Here is a 14,595-nt window from a genome sequence, read left to right as displayed (position 1 = left end):
TTCTTGCCGTCCGAACCACCATCGCCCTTCCGCAAAGTGGACATGTGGGCCCTTGTATTACTGCAGGCTCATCAGTCTGATTCAAACGCAATTCCGCCACGCGCGCAGCCGCGAGACGCTCAGTGTACCCACCCTCCTGGATGAACTGCCTCTCAAGACCAGCGATTTGCCGGTCGAGGAGGTAGTTGGTCTGGTGAATTAGGCAGATAATTGCATTGGCCACGATCGACGGATCATTGTGTTGAAGCCATGGCGCGTACTTGGCTGCGTCGACCGGAAAAGTCCGATTGATTGAGTCCGGCAGTTCCGCCTTACTCGACATTCCCACTGCCCTGACTTCTCGTGCGCGGGGGTGCTCTTTTGTCCACGGTTCATGCCCACGTTGGCGTAGGAAGTCCTCATAATCCAGCAAGAGTTCATCGAGGCTGGCCCGAGCCACATTAACGAGGCGGAGTTCCGTCTGACTGGATACCGCTGAGGCCCGGCTGCCTTCTGCAATGTTCTGGCGGCCGCTGCGTGCGGCCTGAACCATTTGGTCGACAGTGCGCGAACGCTTGTCAATGAATCGCTCGCAAAAGTTGACTGTGGCGTCGTAGACTATGGTTGCCACTTGAAATGAACGTAGGTTTCTATAGCCTCCGCTTGGGCGCAGTCTCTTAGACTCGCTGCTACTGCTCATGGGACTGTATTCCGTGGCGCTTAATTAGGTATACGGAACAGAATAGACGACCGGAGTAGACGATTTCACTCAAGGGAAGTGCGCATATCATAGGACCGATCCGTCGGATCCGACCGATCCGTCCTATGACCTGTCAAGGGTACCACCCCCGGTTCGTGTCTCATTCTCCCCGTATTCTCTTGCCCACCTCCTGCAAGGTAACCACATCGATATCCCTGAGCTTGCCCTCGTAGTTGGGGCCGACATCCAGCGAGAAGATGTTTCCGTATTTCACGGCTTCGTTGTAGTCTCCAACTATCCTCTCAGACGGAATGCACAGGGCGTCGTGTTTGGGTAGCGAGTAGAACCAGTCTGCGCCACCTTCGTGTTTGGGAAGAATCGGATACGTGAACTCCGCCAGCAAGTACCCTTGATAGCTTGCTTCCCCCTCCTTGTTGTACTTGGAAGCGCCAGAATCACCCAAGGGACCGGCTTTCCCCATCTCTCGAAGGGCAAGGTCACCCGCCGGTTCCCCATGATTGGAGCCGACAAGACACGCAGGCTGAAACTGATGAACCCAGTCCGCCGTTTCTTTGTGTCCCAGCCCCCCGGTGCCCTGAGCGTGATCCATCCAGAAAAACGCGATGGGACCGTATTCCGTCACCAATTCCTTGAGTTGCGCTTTCTTGACCTCGGCATTGTCGCTAGAGGCCCACACCTCATCACCCCACTTCGGACTCCCCGGCACCATACCGTCTTGCGGCACGTCTTTGAGCCAGGTCCAATCGCCTTCAGAGAAGTACAACGCCAGCTCCAGTCCATATTTGTCGCACGACTTGCGCAGTTCCGCCAGCACGTCCCGTTTTAACGGGCTATTGGTCACTTTGAAGGCTGTCGTCTTCGTATCCCAAAGGCAGAATCCATCGTGGTGTTTCGTCAAGAACAGGATGTACCCCATCCCTGCGTCCTTCGCCACTCTGCACCATTGGTCCGTGTCACAACCTGTCGCTTTGAAAAACTCGGGGTCTGAAACGCCGCGCGTCCACTCGTAACCCGAGAACGTACTTAACGACCAGCAGATGAACATGCCGAAATGAAGGTTGCCAAGTTCCTTTGCCGCAGACTTAAGGTCTGCCGAAGGCTCACCCGCCTGAACCTCGGTCGTGGAAACCGTCAGGACTAACAACAATAACGTTGCCATGACTGAACAGAATGGCCTCATAGTCAATCCCCCTATACGCCGAATCGACGACACACCTGATAGAAGACGTCTTCGACCTCGCACGGTTCTTTGGGCACCGTCACAGAGAAGGCTAATCCTTCGGGCTTCAACTCATCACATAACGTGAGAACTTCATTCGCCGGCGCGAAGATAAGCACCGACTTTCCCTTTGCCTGTATCTTCTTGAACATGTCCACCCACGGCAATGCCGATGGCGTCCCTTCGCCGGGGGTGAACTGGATCGCTTTGATATCCGGCACTTCAAGCAACGCGTCAATATGCCGTGCCGCGCCGCTCCCGTCGAGATGAAACACGGCCCTACCAACCGTAGCCGCCTGCCGCGCAATATCTGGCAGGCACACCGAATTGAACACTTCCGGACTGATCAGGTAATTGAAGTCGCAGGCGGGCACCATGTAAGGCCGGTTGGACCACAGGCACAACCAGTGAAACAATCCCGCCCCCGCCTGCATTGCTCGCCGATACAGTCCCGTGAACGCTTCCCTCCATGCAGGATAAATGGCGTCGATTTGATCGCGAATGAAATCCGGCTGCATCATCACATCGACGCACAGGTTTTCTGGTCCGCGCAGGTTCAGCAAGACATCCGCCGATCCGCCCAAGTCTGGCGTACACACGATGTAGTTGCCGCGCGCGTCCTCCGCCACGAGATCCGTCAGCTCCCGCAGTAACTTCCACCAAGGGTTATCGTCACGCAAAATCCAATCGGGTGCGTTGCTCCAATCGTCATTGATGAACGCATGCGTCCAACCTGTATCGGCGCCAAACTCAAGACTCCCGCCCAACATGGGCCCAAGCAACACCGGACCAAAATCGGCCCGGACATTGGGGATCGCGTCGCCCACATACCGTATCTGAGCCATATCCGCGCGCTTCGCTTCGAGCCATGCCAACGGGCTCTGGAGCAACTCCAACCGGCGAGTAATCGGCCGCGATGGGTTTCCGTTGTAGCTGGCAATAAAAACCGGCCGGTCAATGCAGTCTTGGTGCCACCAGGCCTCCAAACGATGAGCGATCTTGGGAAAAGTTGGACAACTCGCCAAGGGCTTTGCCGCTATCTGTGTGAGAATCTGCGTCCAATTGCCCAATTCCTCGATTTCGCTTACGGCGGGTGTGGTTGCCACGCGGTTCATGATTCAGCGGTGCTCCTTTGAAAACAAAAACTCCCCTGCGCGAGTTTACATCATGCCTGGAGAAACCGGTAGCGCCATTGTCTGTATTACGTTCGCACCCAACTCCAGCCACCCGAGACGTTCTGATTCAAGCAGCACGAAGCAAGGCCCACGCCCTCTTAGTTAAATATGATAAAATCACGTATTGCCAGCAGTTATTTCCACTTTCCCTATAAGCGCGCTCATGCTATCATGCTTTTATTGATGCAGGGCCAGATATGCGGACTCGACTTTCTGCGACTGCTCGGTAGTCACACGAAGCGGAAGCGCAAGTCGACTCGCTGCGGCAGGTGGAAGTTTGTCCAGGCCGAAACATAGCACGCCGTCCTTCCGCTACTTTGCGGCGCTTACCATTCTTTGGGTGGCAACTCACGAAGCCGCTTACAACGCCCACGCTGGCCTGTCCGTATCATTCGCCAGTCTTGCGCCTCACGCGGCGGTAAGCGTGGCAGACTCCTCCGAAACCGGTGGCCATACTTCCCAAGTCACGTGGGGGACCTCGCACATATTGGCCGCGGCTACCGTCGCGTGCTTAGCAGCGTTCCTCATTGGTTACGCCTCTGCATCAATGCGTCTCCGTCACCGCTCCAGTCCAGACGGAGAGAATTCACGTAGCGCCGAAGAGCGACCAGCAAGAACCGGCAATTGGGAAGTAGAAATATCCCCGCTCAGTCGAGAGAACGACAATTCGCTCGCAAGACATGAGGAACGACTCCGCCTGGCGCTGGCGTCAGCGAATCAAGGTCTCTTCGATGTCGATCTCCGTGAGAAGAGAGCCATCGTGTCCTCGGAATACGCCACCATGCTGGGGTACGACCCGGAAACATTCCGCGAATCACACGCGGATTGGATTGATCGACTACACCCCGACGACCGCGAACATACGATGGGTGTATTCAACGCCTGCATTCGCGGGGATACCCCTGTTTACTGCACCGAATACCGGCAACTCACAAAGAATGGCGAGTGGCGATGGATTTTATCGCAGGGAAAGATCGTTGAACGCGATTCCCATGGAAACCCCACCAGAATGCTTGGCACGCATACGGATATCACCGATCGAAAGAACATGGAAGAGGAGTTGCTGCGTGCCAATCTCGTGGTCGAGAACAGCCCTGTTGTCGTGTTCCGTTGGAAAGCGGAGCCGGGGTGGCCAGTTGACTACGTCTCCAAAAACGTCACCCAGTTCGGATACACGCAAAAAGAGTTGATGACCGGCGAAATTCCCTTTGTAGAACTCATTCACCCTGATGATATTGCCCGCATTGCAGAAGAAGTCCGAGTCCAATCATCACAAGGAATCAATCATTTCCAACAGAAGTACCGAATCGTAACTAAGGACGGTTCTGTTCGCTGGGTGGACGACCGGACAATCGCCGAGCGGGAAAAAGATGGCGGTATCAATCACTACCAAGGCATTGTCCTGGACATCACCGAACAGAAGCAAGCGGAAGACGCGCTTCTCGCTTCGGAGGCATTTCTTAACAGCATCATCGAGAACAGCCCCTATTCTTTGTGGGTTGCCGACGAAAAAGGCACATGCCTCAGAACAAATCAAGTCCTGCGGAATGTTCTTCGCGTCACCGATGATGACATTGTCGGAAAATACAACGTATTCCAAGATAAGCAAGTCGAAGAACAGGGACATATGCCCCTGGTAAGAAGGGTTTTCGAGCAAGGAGAATCCGTTTTCTTCTCGATGACCTACGACAGCTCCAATCTTCAGCAAGGAGAAGGCAGACAAAGCGCGAAAGTCATTGTAGACATCACCATGTCACCCGTCCTTGACGCGCAGAATCGAGTCGTTAACGCAGTGATCCAGCACATTGATGTGACGGATCAAAGGAGGGTCACCGAAGAGATTCGGCGCTTAAACGAAGACCTCGAGGGACGCGTCGCGGAAAGAACCGCACAGTTGGAAATGGCCAACGCGGAGTTGGAGTCTTTTGCCTATTCGGTCTCGCACGACCTGCGTGCGCCAATACGCGCCATAGACGGGTACACGCGCATCTTGCTTGAAGACCATGGAGAAGCGCTCGACGAGGAGGGGAAGCGCGTATGTTCGGTCATATGCGAGAGCACAGGGCGTATGGGCCAACTCATCGACAACCTTCTGGACTTTTCGCGCCTCAGCCGGATCGAGATGAGCAACAAGTCCATTGATATGTACGCGGAAGCTCTGGCAGTAGCCAATGAATTGTCCGCGCTGGAGAAGAAGAACGGCCTTGTCATTCAGGTGGACACCCTTCCCCCGGCCAGTGGCGACCCGGCGATGTTCAGGCAGGTATGGATGAACTTGATATCGAACGCCATCAAGTTTTCGTCCAAGAGAGAGCACAGCATCGTGAAAGTTGGGTTCCGTGAAGAGGATCAGGAGAAGATCTATTTCGTGTCGGACAACGGGGCAGGTTTCGACATGCAATTCGCGGACAAGCTGTTCTGCGTGTTTCAACGGCTCCACAGCGAACGAGAATTTGCGGGTACAGGCGTAGGCTTGGCAATTACACAGCGAATCGTGCAGAGGCATGGCGGACGAGTCTGGGCCGAAGGCAAGCTGGATGAAGGTGCGACATTCTTCTTCGCGCTGCCCCGAAGGAGTGATTCGTCGTGAAGTACGATTCCTCTGCGGAAATCCTGCTGGTTGAGGATAACTTGACGGACGCCGAACTTATTGTTCGCGCTCTCCACAGGCACAAGCTGGACCAACGGGTGTTCATCGTCAAAGATGGCGAGGAGGCTCTGGACTACCTTCTGCAACGAGGAAGATACGCCGGCGCGCAAGAATTCCATCTGCCCAAAGTTGTCTTCCTCGACCTTAAGCTGCCGAAGATCACGGGACTTCAAGTGCTTCAAGCAGTGAGAGAAGACGAACGAACCCAGTGCATTCCGGTCGTTATGTTGACATCATCTCGCGAACTCACGGACGTGCGTACCGCGTATGCCTACGGCGCAAACAGCTATGTCGTAAAACCCATAGACTTCGCAGCTTTTGCCGATACGGTTGCGCAGTTGGGTCTTTACTGGTTACAGGTGAATGAAGGTTCGAGACTGCAGTAAGAGACGATTGATTCTCATGCGATAAGGATTGACTTCATGGAGTCGCAGACCCGCATTCTTCAGGTTGAGGATCTCGCTACAGACGCGGAGCTGGCGCGACGCGAGATCCTAAAGTCACTGAAGGGTTGTACGTTCTTTCGAGTGGAAGAGCGTGATGAAATGCTGGGAGCGCTTGAGGACTTCAAGCCGGACATCATTATTGCCGACTATCGCATGCCCCGATTCGATGGGATGTCGGCCCTGAATCTCGCCCTGGAACATGTGCCCGACACGCCCGTAATCATCCTTACCACGGCCATGAACGAAGATATTGCCGTGGAATGTATGAAAGCGGGCGCGACTGACTACGTCATCAAGGAACACATCAAACGTCTCGGTCAAGCCGTATTGCACGCGCTGGAGCAGAAAGAGATTCGGCTTCATCGCCGGTACGCGTTAGAGGCGCTGAGGAGGAACGAGGAACATCTTCGCACCCTTTATGAAAATGTGCCTATCGGGCTCTGCCGCGTTTCCCTAGACGGCAGGATACTCATGGCAAATCCAACGGCTGTACATATGTTGAACTACGCGACCCAGGACTTGCCAGGAAACACGCCACCGGAAGCTGAGTTGTTGGCCCCAACATATCTTCGCGACGAATTCCGTGAGAAGGTCGGCAAGGAAGGCGTAGTAACAGGTATAGAGAGTGCCTGGACGCGTCGGGACGGAGCCACCATTTACGTCCGGGAAAGCGCCACGCTGGTTTGCGATGCGCTTGGCGACCCCCGGTATTACGACGGAATAATTGAGGACGTCACCGACCAAAAACTCGCCGAGGCGGCTTTACAGGAAAGCCAGGAGAGGCTCGCGGAGTTGGCTGACAATGTCGACTCGGTACTAATTGTTCTAGAAATCAAGTCGGACCGCTCCTACCTCAGCTACCTGAGCGCCGCCTTTGATAGAGTATGGGACCGGCCAAGGGAAGAAGTCTTCAATGAACCCTTCTCATGGTTGGATACCATCCACCCCGACGACCGAAACAGGGTGAAGGCGGCGGTGGTTGAATCGTTGTCTTCTTCCGGAGCACGAAGTGAACTGGAGTACCGCATCATACGCCCCGACGGCTCAGTTCGCTGGATTCGGCATAGAGTCTATCCTTTGTATTCCGAGCAGGCTCATGCCATGCGGATAGTTGGCGTGGCCGACGACATCACTGAACGGAAGAACGCGGAAGCGGACCGCGAAGTCCTGGAAGCGCAGTTGCGTCAAGCACAGAAGTTGGAATCCGTGGGCCGACTGGCCGGCGGCGTAGCCCATGATTTCAACAACATGCTCACCGTTATCCTGGGATACGTCGATCTGATCAAGGCAGACACCCCCAATGACCACCCATTCATGGAAGGCATGCTGGAAATCGAGAAGGCGGCACGTCGCGCCAAAGATACAACCAAACAACTTCTCGCTTTCTCGCGAAAACAAGTCATCGTGCCTCAGCCGATCAATCTGAGCGCGCACATCTCCGACACTCAGCGAACCCTCGCAAGGCTTATTGGGGAAGACGTGTCCCTTGAGTTTTCTCCTGCCGCTGAAATCTGGAGTATTTCCTTTGACCCTTCGCAGCTCGACCAGATTCTCATGAACCTGGTTGTAAACGCGAGAGACGCCATGCCAGACGGGGGAAACATTAGGATTGAAACGAGAAACGTCTCCTTTGAGACTCTCGCAGAACACTCACAGGCAGGCCTCCTCAAAGGGGACTTCGTTCTGCTAATTATCTCCGACGACGGAACAGGAATGGACGCCGAGACGCTCGCGCACATCTTCGAGCCCTTCTACACGACGAAGGAGGTCGGTAAAGGTACAGGCCTTGGACTGGCCACAGTCTACGGAATTGTTGAACAGAGTGGTGGTTTCATTGACGTGGACAGCGCACCCGGCCACGGGACTTCGTTCAAGATCTATGTTCCCAGGCTTCAAGAATCTCCAACACCCAAGTCCATTCCAACCGTATCGCCCGCGACTCCTCGAAGTGGGACAATCCTTCTAGTCGAGGATGATCAGATGGTGCGAAAAATGACGCAGTCCATGTTGACAGCGTTGGGGTATACGGTTGTCGCCGCAGAATCGCCGCCGCAGGCTATTGCGATGTGCGAGGGCAGCGCCACGCGCTACGACTTGCTGCTAACCGACGTCGTTATGCCTGAGATGAGCGGCCTTGAGCTTAGGGACAGACTGATTGAAATCTACCCGGATTTGAAAATCGTGTTCATGTCGGGTTACAGCGGTTCGTCTGACTCCATTATCCGGCGTGGAGCAATGGATAGATCAGTCCAATTCCTCCAAAAGCCGTTCTCTGTAAACGATTTAGCTGTCCGTCTCGAACAGGCATTGTCCGAGAAAGTGCACAGTAGTAGGCTCTAGCTCAGCCGAGAACTCTCTTTCCTCTCGTGCTCAAGACCAGCAACGCCGGACTCGCCACGCCCCACCAAGTGTCACGCGACCAATTTTCCCCTTGACTTTTATCCATCCTTTGTGATACAAGTCCGCAACCTCTGTCTTGAGGATGAAACTCAAGGGGAAAATACACCTGGATTGAGAGGAGGTGAAAAGCATGCATTTGTGCGCGTTGTGCAATGAAGCAATCGAACCCGTTCAGATTCAGTTCGGTGAAGTGAAGAAGCTCGCTGGCGAGTATTGGCATCTCGATTGTTACGCAGAGTACTTCGAGGAAGCCCTGGAGGAAGTATAACCAGGAAACATGACCGGGCTTTACGCCATGTGCGGAATTCAAACAGCCGCCAGGCGTTTTTTTTTGCCCGCACTGCGATCTGCCAATAAATCGTGAATATATTATCTTTCTAATAAAACAGCATTTTAATATATCAAGCCGTCGGGTACTCTCGAGACCAATTTCTGATTGTGCAGCCGATTCGTGTTATACTCCTGACTTAGCGAAACATCGGTTACGGGATTTGCTCGTACCTAACGAGATAACGGAAGGTGAACCATCGCATGTCGGTATCTCACGCTGAACCGAGAAACCGCACCGCGTTTGATTATGCATTGCCATTCGAACGACGCATTGCCGAGCTCCACGCGCGCTTGGCAGGAGTGTCCGCGCCCGCCGAGAAGAACCGGCTACTACGCGAACTCGATCGGGAACAAAAGAAGGCGCATGCAAATCTAACGGCGTGGCAACGTGTTCAATTGGCCCGGCACCCCCTTCGCCCGCGCATGCTCGACTATGTCAAGCGGCTCTTTGAGGACTTCGTAGAGCTTCACGGCGACCGCCTTTCGGGCGACGATCCGGCCATGGTTGGGGGAATTGCGCGTTTTAATGGCCGTTCATTGGTCGTCGTTGGCCAGCAGAAGGGAAGCTCTACAGACGAGCGCATCACGCGTAATTACGGGATGTCTCACCCCGAAGGTTATCGAAAGGCCCTCCGTCTCTTTGAAATGGCGGAGCGTTTGAAGCTCCCCGTAGTGAGTTTTGTCGACACCCCTGCTGCACACCCCGGCATTGAGGCCGAACGCGGCGGACAAGGGCCGGCAATTGCGCGGAACCTCCTTGAGCTAATGGGGATACGAACTTCCGTATTCTGCGTAGTCCTTGGTGAAGGAGGCAGCGGTGGAGCCCTGGCAATTGCCATCGGCGACAGAATCGCTATGTTCGAGAGTGCCATCTATGTTGTCTGTCCGCCGGAACGATGTGCGGAAATCCTGTGGCGTGACGTCGATAAGAAGGAACTTGCAGCATCTGTCATGCGCGTAACCGCAAACGACTTGCTGGACCTGGGGGTTATCGACGTCGTGTTGCCCGAACCTGGCGGTGGCGCTCATTGGAATCCCGATGGCGCTGCGGAGGTATTGGCCAAGGAATTGGAACTTTTCCTGCGCGCATCGGATGAAGGTAAATGGTCACCTGAGTTGCGCCGGGAACGCTTCCGGCGTATGGGGGTCTGGAAAGAAGTGGAGTGAATGGACGCGCTGGAAAAGCGTGGAAATGATGTCTGGGTGCATGTACGCGTGCAGCCCAAAGCATCCCGAAATTCCATTCATCTTGCAGAGAGTCGCATCAGAGTTGCACTGACGGCCCCGCCCGTGGACGGTGCGGCGAACGACGCGCTCGTTGCGTTTCTTGCGAAGACTTTCGGGTTACCCCGAAGGTCCGTTGCTCTGGTCCAAGGCGAAAAGTCCCGGGACAAGATCGTGCGGATAATGGACACGGAAGTTGACCATATTGCCGGTATTCTGAGCGATACTTTGCACAAATGAGCAATGAGTAGTCTTTAGTTCGCTGGTAGCCTGGGTATTCCTGACTTGTAAAGTGTAAATGAGGTAAGAATTGTCGGGGCACTCAACTCGTGACGGCTGGGATGCGTGTACCGTTTGCTTTGCTCCTCCGCGTGACGTTGAATTGGATACCACAACAGCATTAGGCTATGACCTCTCTTGTAGTATTGCGAATCAAGACCGCTTAGAACAATTGAATGAGAGTATGACATTCGTCCGCCCCGTAGAGATGGAGGGACATACGATAGGCCTCGTCGAAGACAATCGGCCTGCCGGGCACTCCATGTCGCGGGCGTCGGAGATGAAAATACCGCGACTATTCCCGAAGTGCACCAAGGTATTGGTCGCTTGCGGTGAAGCGGTCGGCGGCGGACCCTTCGTGGCCGAAGACAGCTACGTAGTGGTGGCGGATCACGTCAACGCATTGGGAGACAATCCGTTAATAGGAAGAAGTGGTTGTTTTCCTGACATGAGCGATCCCTATCCGCAATGGCTAAGGGACGTGGCACTGGAAGCCGCCGCGAATTGCGGAGTAGCCGTGCGGGAAAGCACGTTGGTCGCATGTCCGGACCCGATGCATCCTCCAGCATGGTCTGGAGCATTGAATACGTGCGTGTTTGGCTCTGGGGTCGTAGAAATGACCCTTTTGGCATCCGGTGAATCGGTCCCAACATTGGGACTTCTGGCGGTGAAGCCATTTGAGAGCGCGGCGTGCGGCAACGGCCATAGCGGTCGCCTTACGGCGCTTGCGCGGTTTGGCCTGGATTGTGCGCTGAGAATTTCGAAGAAGTTGAATCATGTGAAGTAAAGGGAGTTTCGTTTCCAGTTATTGCAATCATAATCGCAGTCGCTATTTATACTTATTCATAAGGAGCATCAGATGGGCAACAGAATCATAGCGGTCTTTTTCATTATAGCTTGTACGGTTATGGGCGCCCTTTGGGCCTATTACGTCATCAATGGTTTTGAAGCCACCGTACCCAGTGATGGGGTCACGGCTAGGAACATAACCTCCGAAAAGCCGCTGCCCGAAGGTTCATATGCGGCAGTCTGGGTAATCGCGGGAGGAGTCTCGGGCGCCGCTTTGGCCGGCGCTATCCTATTCTCCTTATCATTTATCACCCAAGAGATGTTTGAGCGCATCTTCCCCGCCTTCGTTGCCATTGTCCTGGCCATGACGATGGGCTATGCGCTGGCGCGGTATGTACTTATCTGGTGGCAAACGGACGATAGAACGCTTCAGATATTTCTCACCTCTTCTTTCATGCTCGTGTTTGGTTTCGCCGGTATTTCATTAGGGCTATCGCGGGCGGCTCGTTGGGAATCGCTCCTCATGCAGGCGGTCCACCACCGTCAGTTCGAAGGGGCCAACATCAAAATCGTGGACACGAGCGTCATCATCGACGGCCGCATCGCCGATGTATGCAAGACCGGCTTTGTCGAAGGCACCCTGATCATTCCTCGGTTTGTCCTGCGTGAGCTCCAGAACATCGCCGATTCTCCCGACGTGTTGCGCCGCATGCGTGGACGCCGCGGCCTGGATATTCTCAAGCAGCTCCAGCAGCCCGACAGCAAAGTTAAGATCGAAGTCGTTGAGGATGACCCTCAGGACGTACATGAAGTAGACGGTAAGCTGGTTGCCCTGGCTCGGACGTTTGGCGGGAAGATCCTCACCAACGATCTCAATTTGAATAAAGTGGCCCAAATCGAAGGCGTAGAGGTACTTAACCTGAACGACCTCGCGAATGCGCTTAAACCTGCTGTCTTGCCCGACGAGCAAATGCACGTGAAGATCGTCAAGGAGGGCAAGGAAGCGACCCAGGGCGTCGGGTATTTGGACGATGGAACTATGGTTGTTGTCGACGGCGGCAAAGAGTACGTGGGCAAAGAAGTCTCCGTACTTGTGACCAGCGTGCTTCAGACAACCGCAGGGCGGATGATCTTTACCAAACTGCATAGCGTCATCGCCTAACAAAGGGCATGTGAACCGTGCCACGCACCCAACTGCTAATCCCTGCCGCGGGAATGGGCCTTCGCCTCGGCTGCGACGGCCCCAAAGCCTTGATTGATGTTGCGGGTAAGCCCCTACTTGTACGAACCTTGGAGCGTTTCCAACCCCTTAACCTGCTCTCTGGGACTGTTGTCATCGTACCTGCGGGATTCGAAGCCGCGTTTGAGGCAGCGCTTGAAAAAGCCTTTCCCCGGGTGCCGATCAGCCTGGTAACGGGTGGCGCGGAACGCCAAATTTCGGTTTCCAATGGCCTCAACGCGCTCGGAACGGATACGGAAATCGTCGCTATCCACGATGCCGCTCGGCCCTTCGTATCGACGGAGTCGGTCGCGGAGTCCATTGAGGCAGCCGACCAATTTGGGGCCGCCACGGTTGCGGTTCCCAGCATTGACACCATCTTAGTGGGTGACGCGGATTCGTTCCTCATCGACACACCCGATCGCGCCCGGCTTTGGGCTTGCCAGACCCCGCAGACGTTTCGAGTATCGGTAATCCGCGAAGCCCACGCGGCCGCGAAGCAAGCCGACTACTTGGGTACAGATGACGCCACGCTTGTGCAACGGACGGGCCACACGGTAAAACTGGTGCGGGGAACTCCCCTGAATTTCAAGGTCACGACCCCCGAAGACCTCGCGCTGGCGCGCTGTGTCGTGGAGAAAGGACTGGCATGATTCGCATTGGAACCGGGTACGACCTGCATAGGCTCGTCGAAGGACGCCCGCTCATCCTCGGTGGCGTCACCATACCCTTCGAAAAGGGCCTTTCCGGACATTCCGATGCGGACGTGTTGGCGCATGCCATCACCGACGCGCTGCTGGGTGCGGCTGCCTTAGGCAACATCGGCCAGCACTTCCCCGATACCGACCCAAAATACAAAGACGCGGACAGCATCTTTCTGCTGAAGGAAGTCGTGGCGATGGTGCGACGAGAAGGGTATCGGCCCGTCAATGTAGACAGCACGGTGGTTGCCCAGCTTCCCAAGCTCAACCCTCACATCGACCGAATCCGTGCGTCATTAAGCGCAGCTTTGAGTTTGGACACGCCGTTCGTCTCAGTCAAAGCCAAGACGAATGAACACGTCGGGCCCGAAGGCCGTGGCGAAGCCATCAGCGCGCAGGCCGTAGTATTGATTCAGTTGGTGTAGCGTTCAGGGTTAGTCGAGTTTGTCCGATAGATTCACGGGGGCTTTGGTTCTCTACATTCGTGTGCAGGGAAGCGACAGAAGGCACATCTCTTTCCGAACGTGGAGCAGCACACATGCCGCAGACTTACAGATATCGAAAGCACGTGCGATGGGTTCTGTATAAGCTGCCATTTGCCGCGGGACTGCTATTTGCATTCAAGGCCGTGTTACTTGTATCCCTTCCTGTCTCGCCGAACGCGCCTTCAGACGCTTTGATGGGCGCGATCATATATGCGGCAGGAGCCTTCGTAATGCTCATTTATGCCGCAATTGGGTATTTCCGCTACGGATATGAAGGTTCTTGTTTTACCTTGTACGAGAACGAGTTAGTCTGGACGAATGGGGAAGATTTCAAGTATCTTCGCTACAATGACATAGATCGAATAGACAGCCAGAGAAAGCGACTCGGACGTAGCCGCGTGAGAATCATCACGAGTGACAACGCAGTTCAACTCTCGACGATCATCGAAAATGCCGGGGAGCTTATCCTGGACCTGAAGCGCGAACTGGATAAGCGCGGCCTCCAGCACCGCTATGACCAAGAAGAGCTGCTTTCCTTCCTGAAAGATGCGGCAATCTTCGACCAGAACTGGGAACGACTACCCGAGAATTTCTTGCGATTCATGGCGCTGGCGATCCTGTGGTCACTAACAGGCTTTGTGGTCGCGGTAACTGCGGGGGGTGGCACGGCGGGCGGCATAATCGCAGCGGTCATAAGCTTCTTCTTTGCGTTGGTTCCTCAATATGTTACGGATCGCGATTGCACTAGACGGATCAGTTACGAGGCGAATCTAGACGAATTCACGTGTCCGGCTCGAGACAAAGAATGGGAAAAGCGCACGTTCAAAAAGGCTCTCCTGTTGACCGCTTTGATCTATGCGTGCATATACGCTGCCCTGATTCTGGCGGCTCACACATTGGGCTAGGAATACGTGACGACCTCAACCTCGAATAGACTTTCTTCCGCGCTCGTGGTTTCGCAAGGATCAAGTCAGTGAA

Annotated in this window: 14 protein-coding genes; 11 read left to right on the top strand and 3 right to left on the bottom strand. The window is 54.7% G+C overall.

Annotated elements, in window-relative coordinates; all coding sequences use genetic code 11:
- From K1Y02_19890 to K1Y02_19880, 3 genes are all read right to left on the bottom strand, one after another.
- Window positions 1-679 (bottom strand): four helix bundle suffix domain-containing protein (locus K1Y02_19890; GenBank protein ID MBX7258633.1); only part of this gene is annotated, 679 nt, incomplete at its 3' end.
- A gap of 160 nt (window positions 680-839) precedes the next feature.
- Window positions 840-1,880, bottom strand: coding sequence for an alpha-L-fucosidase (locus K1Y02_19885; protein MBX7258632.1), 1,041 nt, complete (start codon window positions 1,878-1,880; stop codon window positions 840-842).
- 11 nt (window positions 1,881-1,891) lie between these two features.
- Complete coding sequence (locus tag K1Y02_19880; protein ID MBX7258631.1) at window positions 1,892-3,034, bottom strand: hypothetical protein; 1,143 nt, start codon at window positions 3,032-3,034, stop codon at window positions 1,892-1,894.
- 337 nt (window positions 3,035-3,371) lie between these two features.
- On the opposite strand from K1Y02_19880, the gene K1Y02_19875 reads away from it, so the two are divergent.
- The 11 genes from K1Y02_19875 (at window position 3,372) to K1Y02_19825 (ending at window position 14,522) form a co-directional block, all read left to right on the top strand.
- Window positions 3,372-5,684, top strand: a complete 2,313-nt coding sequence (locus K1Y02_19875) for a PAS domain-containing protein (GenBank protein MBX7258630.1) — start codon at window positions 3,372-3,374, stop codon at window positions 5,682-5,684.
- Complete coding sequence (locus K1Y02_19870; protein ID MBX7258629.1) at window positions 5,681-6,130, top strand: response regulator; 450 nt, start codon at window positions 5,681-5,683, stop codon at window positions 6,128-6,130. Before K1Y02_19875 ends, K1Y02_19870 begins: the two co-directional genes overlap by 4 nt.
- A gap of 36 nt (window positions 6,131-6,166) precedes the next feature.
- A complete protein-coding gene (locus tag K1Y02_19865; GenBank protein ID MBX7258628.1) occupies window positions 6,167-8,530 on the top strand; it encodes a response regulator in 2,364 nt (787 codons plus the stop codon).
- A 190-nt stretch (window positions 8,531-8,720) separates the two neighbouring features.
- Complete coding sequence (locus tag K1Y02_19860) at window positions 8,721-8,858, top strand: hypothetical protein (GenBank protein MBX7258627.1); 138 nt, start codon at window positions 8,721-8,723, stop codon at window positions 8,856-8,858.
- Window positions 8,859-9,121: 263 nt separating this feature from the next.
- Complete coding sequence (locus K1Y02_19855; protein MBX7258626.1) at window positions 9,122-10,087, top strand: acetyl-CoA carboxylase carboxyltransferase subunit alpha; 966 nt, start codon at window positions 9,122-9,124, stop codon at window positions 10,085-10,087.
- Window positions 10,088-10,384: a DUF167 domain-containing protein gene (locus tag K1Y02_19850; protein MBX7258625.1), complete on the top strand. Its 297-nt coding sequence runs from the start codon at window positions 10,088-10,090 to the stop codon at window positions 10,382-10,384.
- A 223-nt stretch (window positions 10,385-10,607) separates the two neighbouring features.
- The gene (locus tag K1Y02_19845; GenBank protein ID MBX7258624.1) at window positions 10,608-11,210 is read left to right on the top strand and encodes a hypothetical protein; all 603 of its coding nucleotides are present in this window, start codon (window positions 10,608-10,610) and stop codon (window positions 11,208-11,210) included.
- Window positions 11,211-11,330: 120 nt separating this feature from the next.
- The gene (locus K1Y02_19840) at window positions 11,331-12,374 is read left to right on the top strand and encodes a TRAM domain-containing protein (GenBank protein MBX7258623.1); all 1,044 of its coding nucleotides are present in this window, start codon (window positions 11,331-11,333) and stop codon (window positions 12,372-12,374) included.
- 17 nt (window positions 12,375-12,391) lie between these two features.
- Window positions 12,392-13,084 carry a 2-C-methyl-D-erythritol 4-phosphate cytidylyltransferase gene (ispD, locus tag K1Y02_19835; protein ID MBX7258622.1) on the top strand — a complete coding sequence of 231 codons (693 nt, stop codon included), beginning with the start codon at window positions 12,392-12,394 and terminating at the stop codon, window positions 13,082-13,084.
- The gene (gene ispF / locus K1Y02_19830) at window positions 13,081-13,557 is read left to right on the top strand and encodes a 2-C-methyl-D-erythritol 2,4-cyclodiphosphate synthase (protein MBX7258621.1); all 477 of its coding nucleotides are present in this window, start codon (window positions 13,081-13,083) and stop codon (window positions 13,555-13,557) included. Before ispD ends, ispF begins: the two co-directional genes overlap by 4 nt.
- A 113-nt stretch (window positions 13,558-13,670) precedes the next feature.
- Window positions 13,671-14,522, top strand: coding sequence for a hypothetical protein (locus tag K1Y02_19825; protein ID MBX7258620.1), 852 nt, complete (start codon window positions 13,671-13,673; stop codon window positions 14,520-14,522).
- The last annotated feature ends 73 nt before the right edge of the window (window positions 14,523-14,595 follow it).

The sequence above is a fragment of the Candidatus Hydrogenedentota bacterium genome (genome assembly GCA_019695095.1).
Classification (GTDB): domain Bacteria; phylum Hydrogenedentota; class Hydrogenedentia; order Hydrogenedentales; family SLHB01; genus JAIBAQ01.
The sequence above is the reverse complement of the archived record's forward strand: the minus strand, read 5'-3'. Positions and strand labels throughout refer to the sequence as shown.

Excerpts from the sequence above, each read along its gene's own strand:
- K1Y02_19845 (MBX7258624.1), top strand. The coding sequence starts at position 10,608 with ATGACATTCGTCCGCCCCGTAGAGATGGAGGGACATACGATAGGCCTC.
- K1Y02_19840 (MBX7258623.1), top strand. The coding sequence starts at position 11,331 with ATGGGCGCCCTTTGGGCCTATTACGTCATCAATGGTTTTGAAGCCACC.
- ispF (MBX7258621.1), top strand. The coding sequence starts at position 13,081 with ATGATTCGCATTGGAACCGGGTACGACCTGCATAGGCTCGTCGAAGGA.
- K1Y02_19855 (MBX7258626.1), top strand. The coding sequence starts at position 9,122 with ATGTCGGTATCTCACGCTGAACCGAGAAACCGCACCGCGTTTGATTAT.
- K1Y02_19865 (MBX7258628.1), top strand. The coding sequence starts at position 6,167 with ATGGAGTCGCAGACCCGCATTCTTCAGGTTGAGGATCTCGCTACAGAC.
- K1Y02_19860 (MBX7258627.1), top strand. The coding sequence starts at position 8,721 with ATGCATTTGTGCGCGTTGTGCAATGAAGCAATCGAACCCGTTCAGATT.
- K1Y02_19850 (MBX7258625.1), top strand. The coding sequence starts at position 10,088 with ATGGACGCGCTGGAAAAGCGTGGAAATGATGTCTGGGTGCATGTACGC.
- K1Y02_19880 (MBX7258631.1), bottom strand. The coding sequence starts at position 3,034 with ATGAACCGCGTGGCAACCACACCCGCCGTAAGCGAAATCGAGGAATTG.
- K1Y02_19885 (MBX7258632.1), bottom strand. The coding sequence starts at position 1,880 with ATGAGGCCATTCTGTTCAGTCATGGCAACGTTATTGTTGTTAGTCCTG.
- K1Y02_19825 (MBX7258620.1), top strand. The coding sequence starts at position 13,671 with ATGCCGCAGACTTACAGATATCGAAAGCACGTGCGATGGGTTCTGTAT.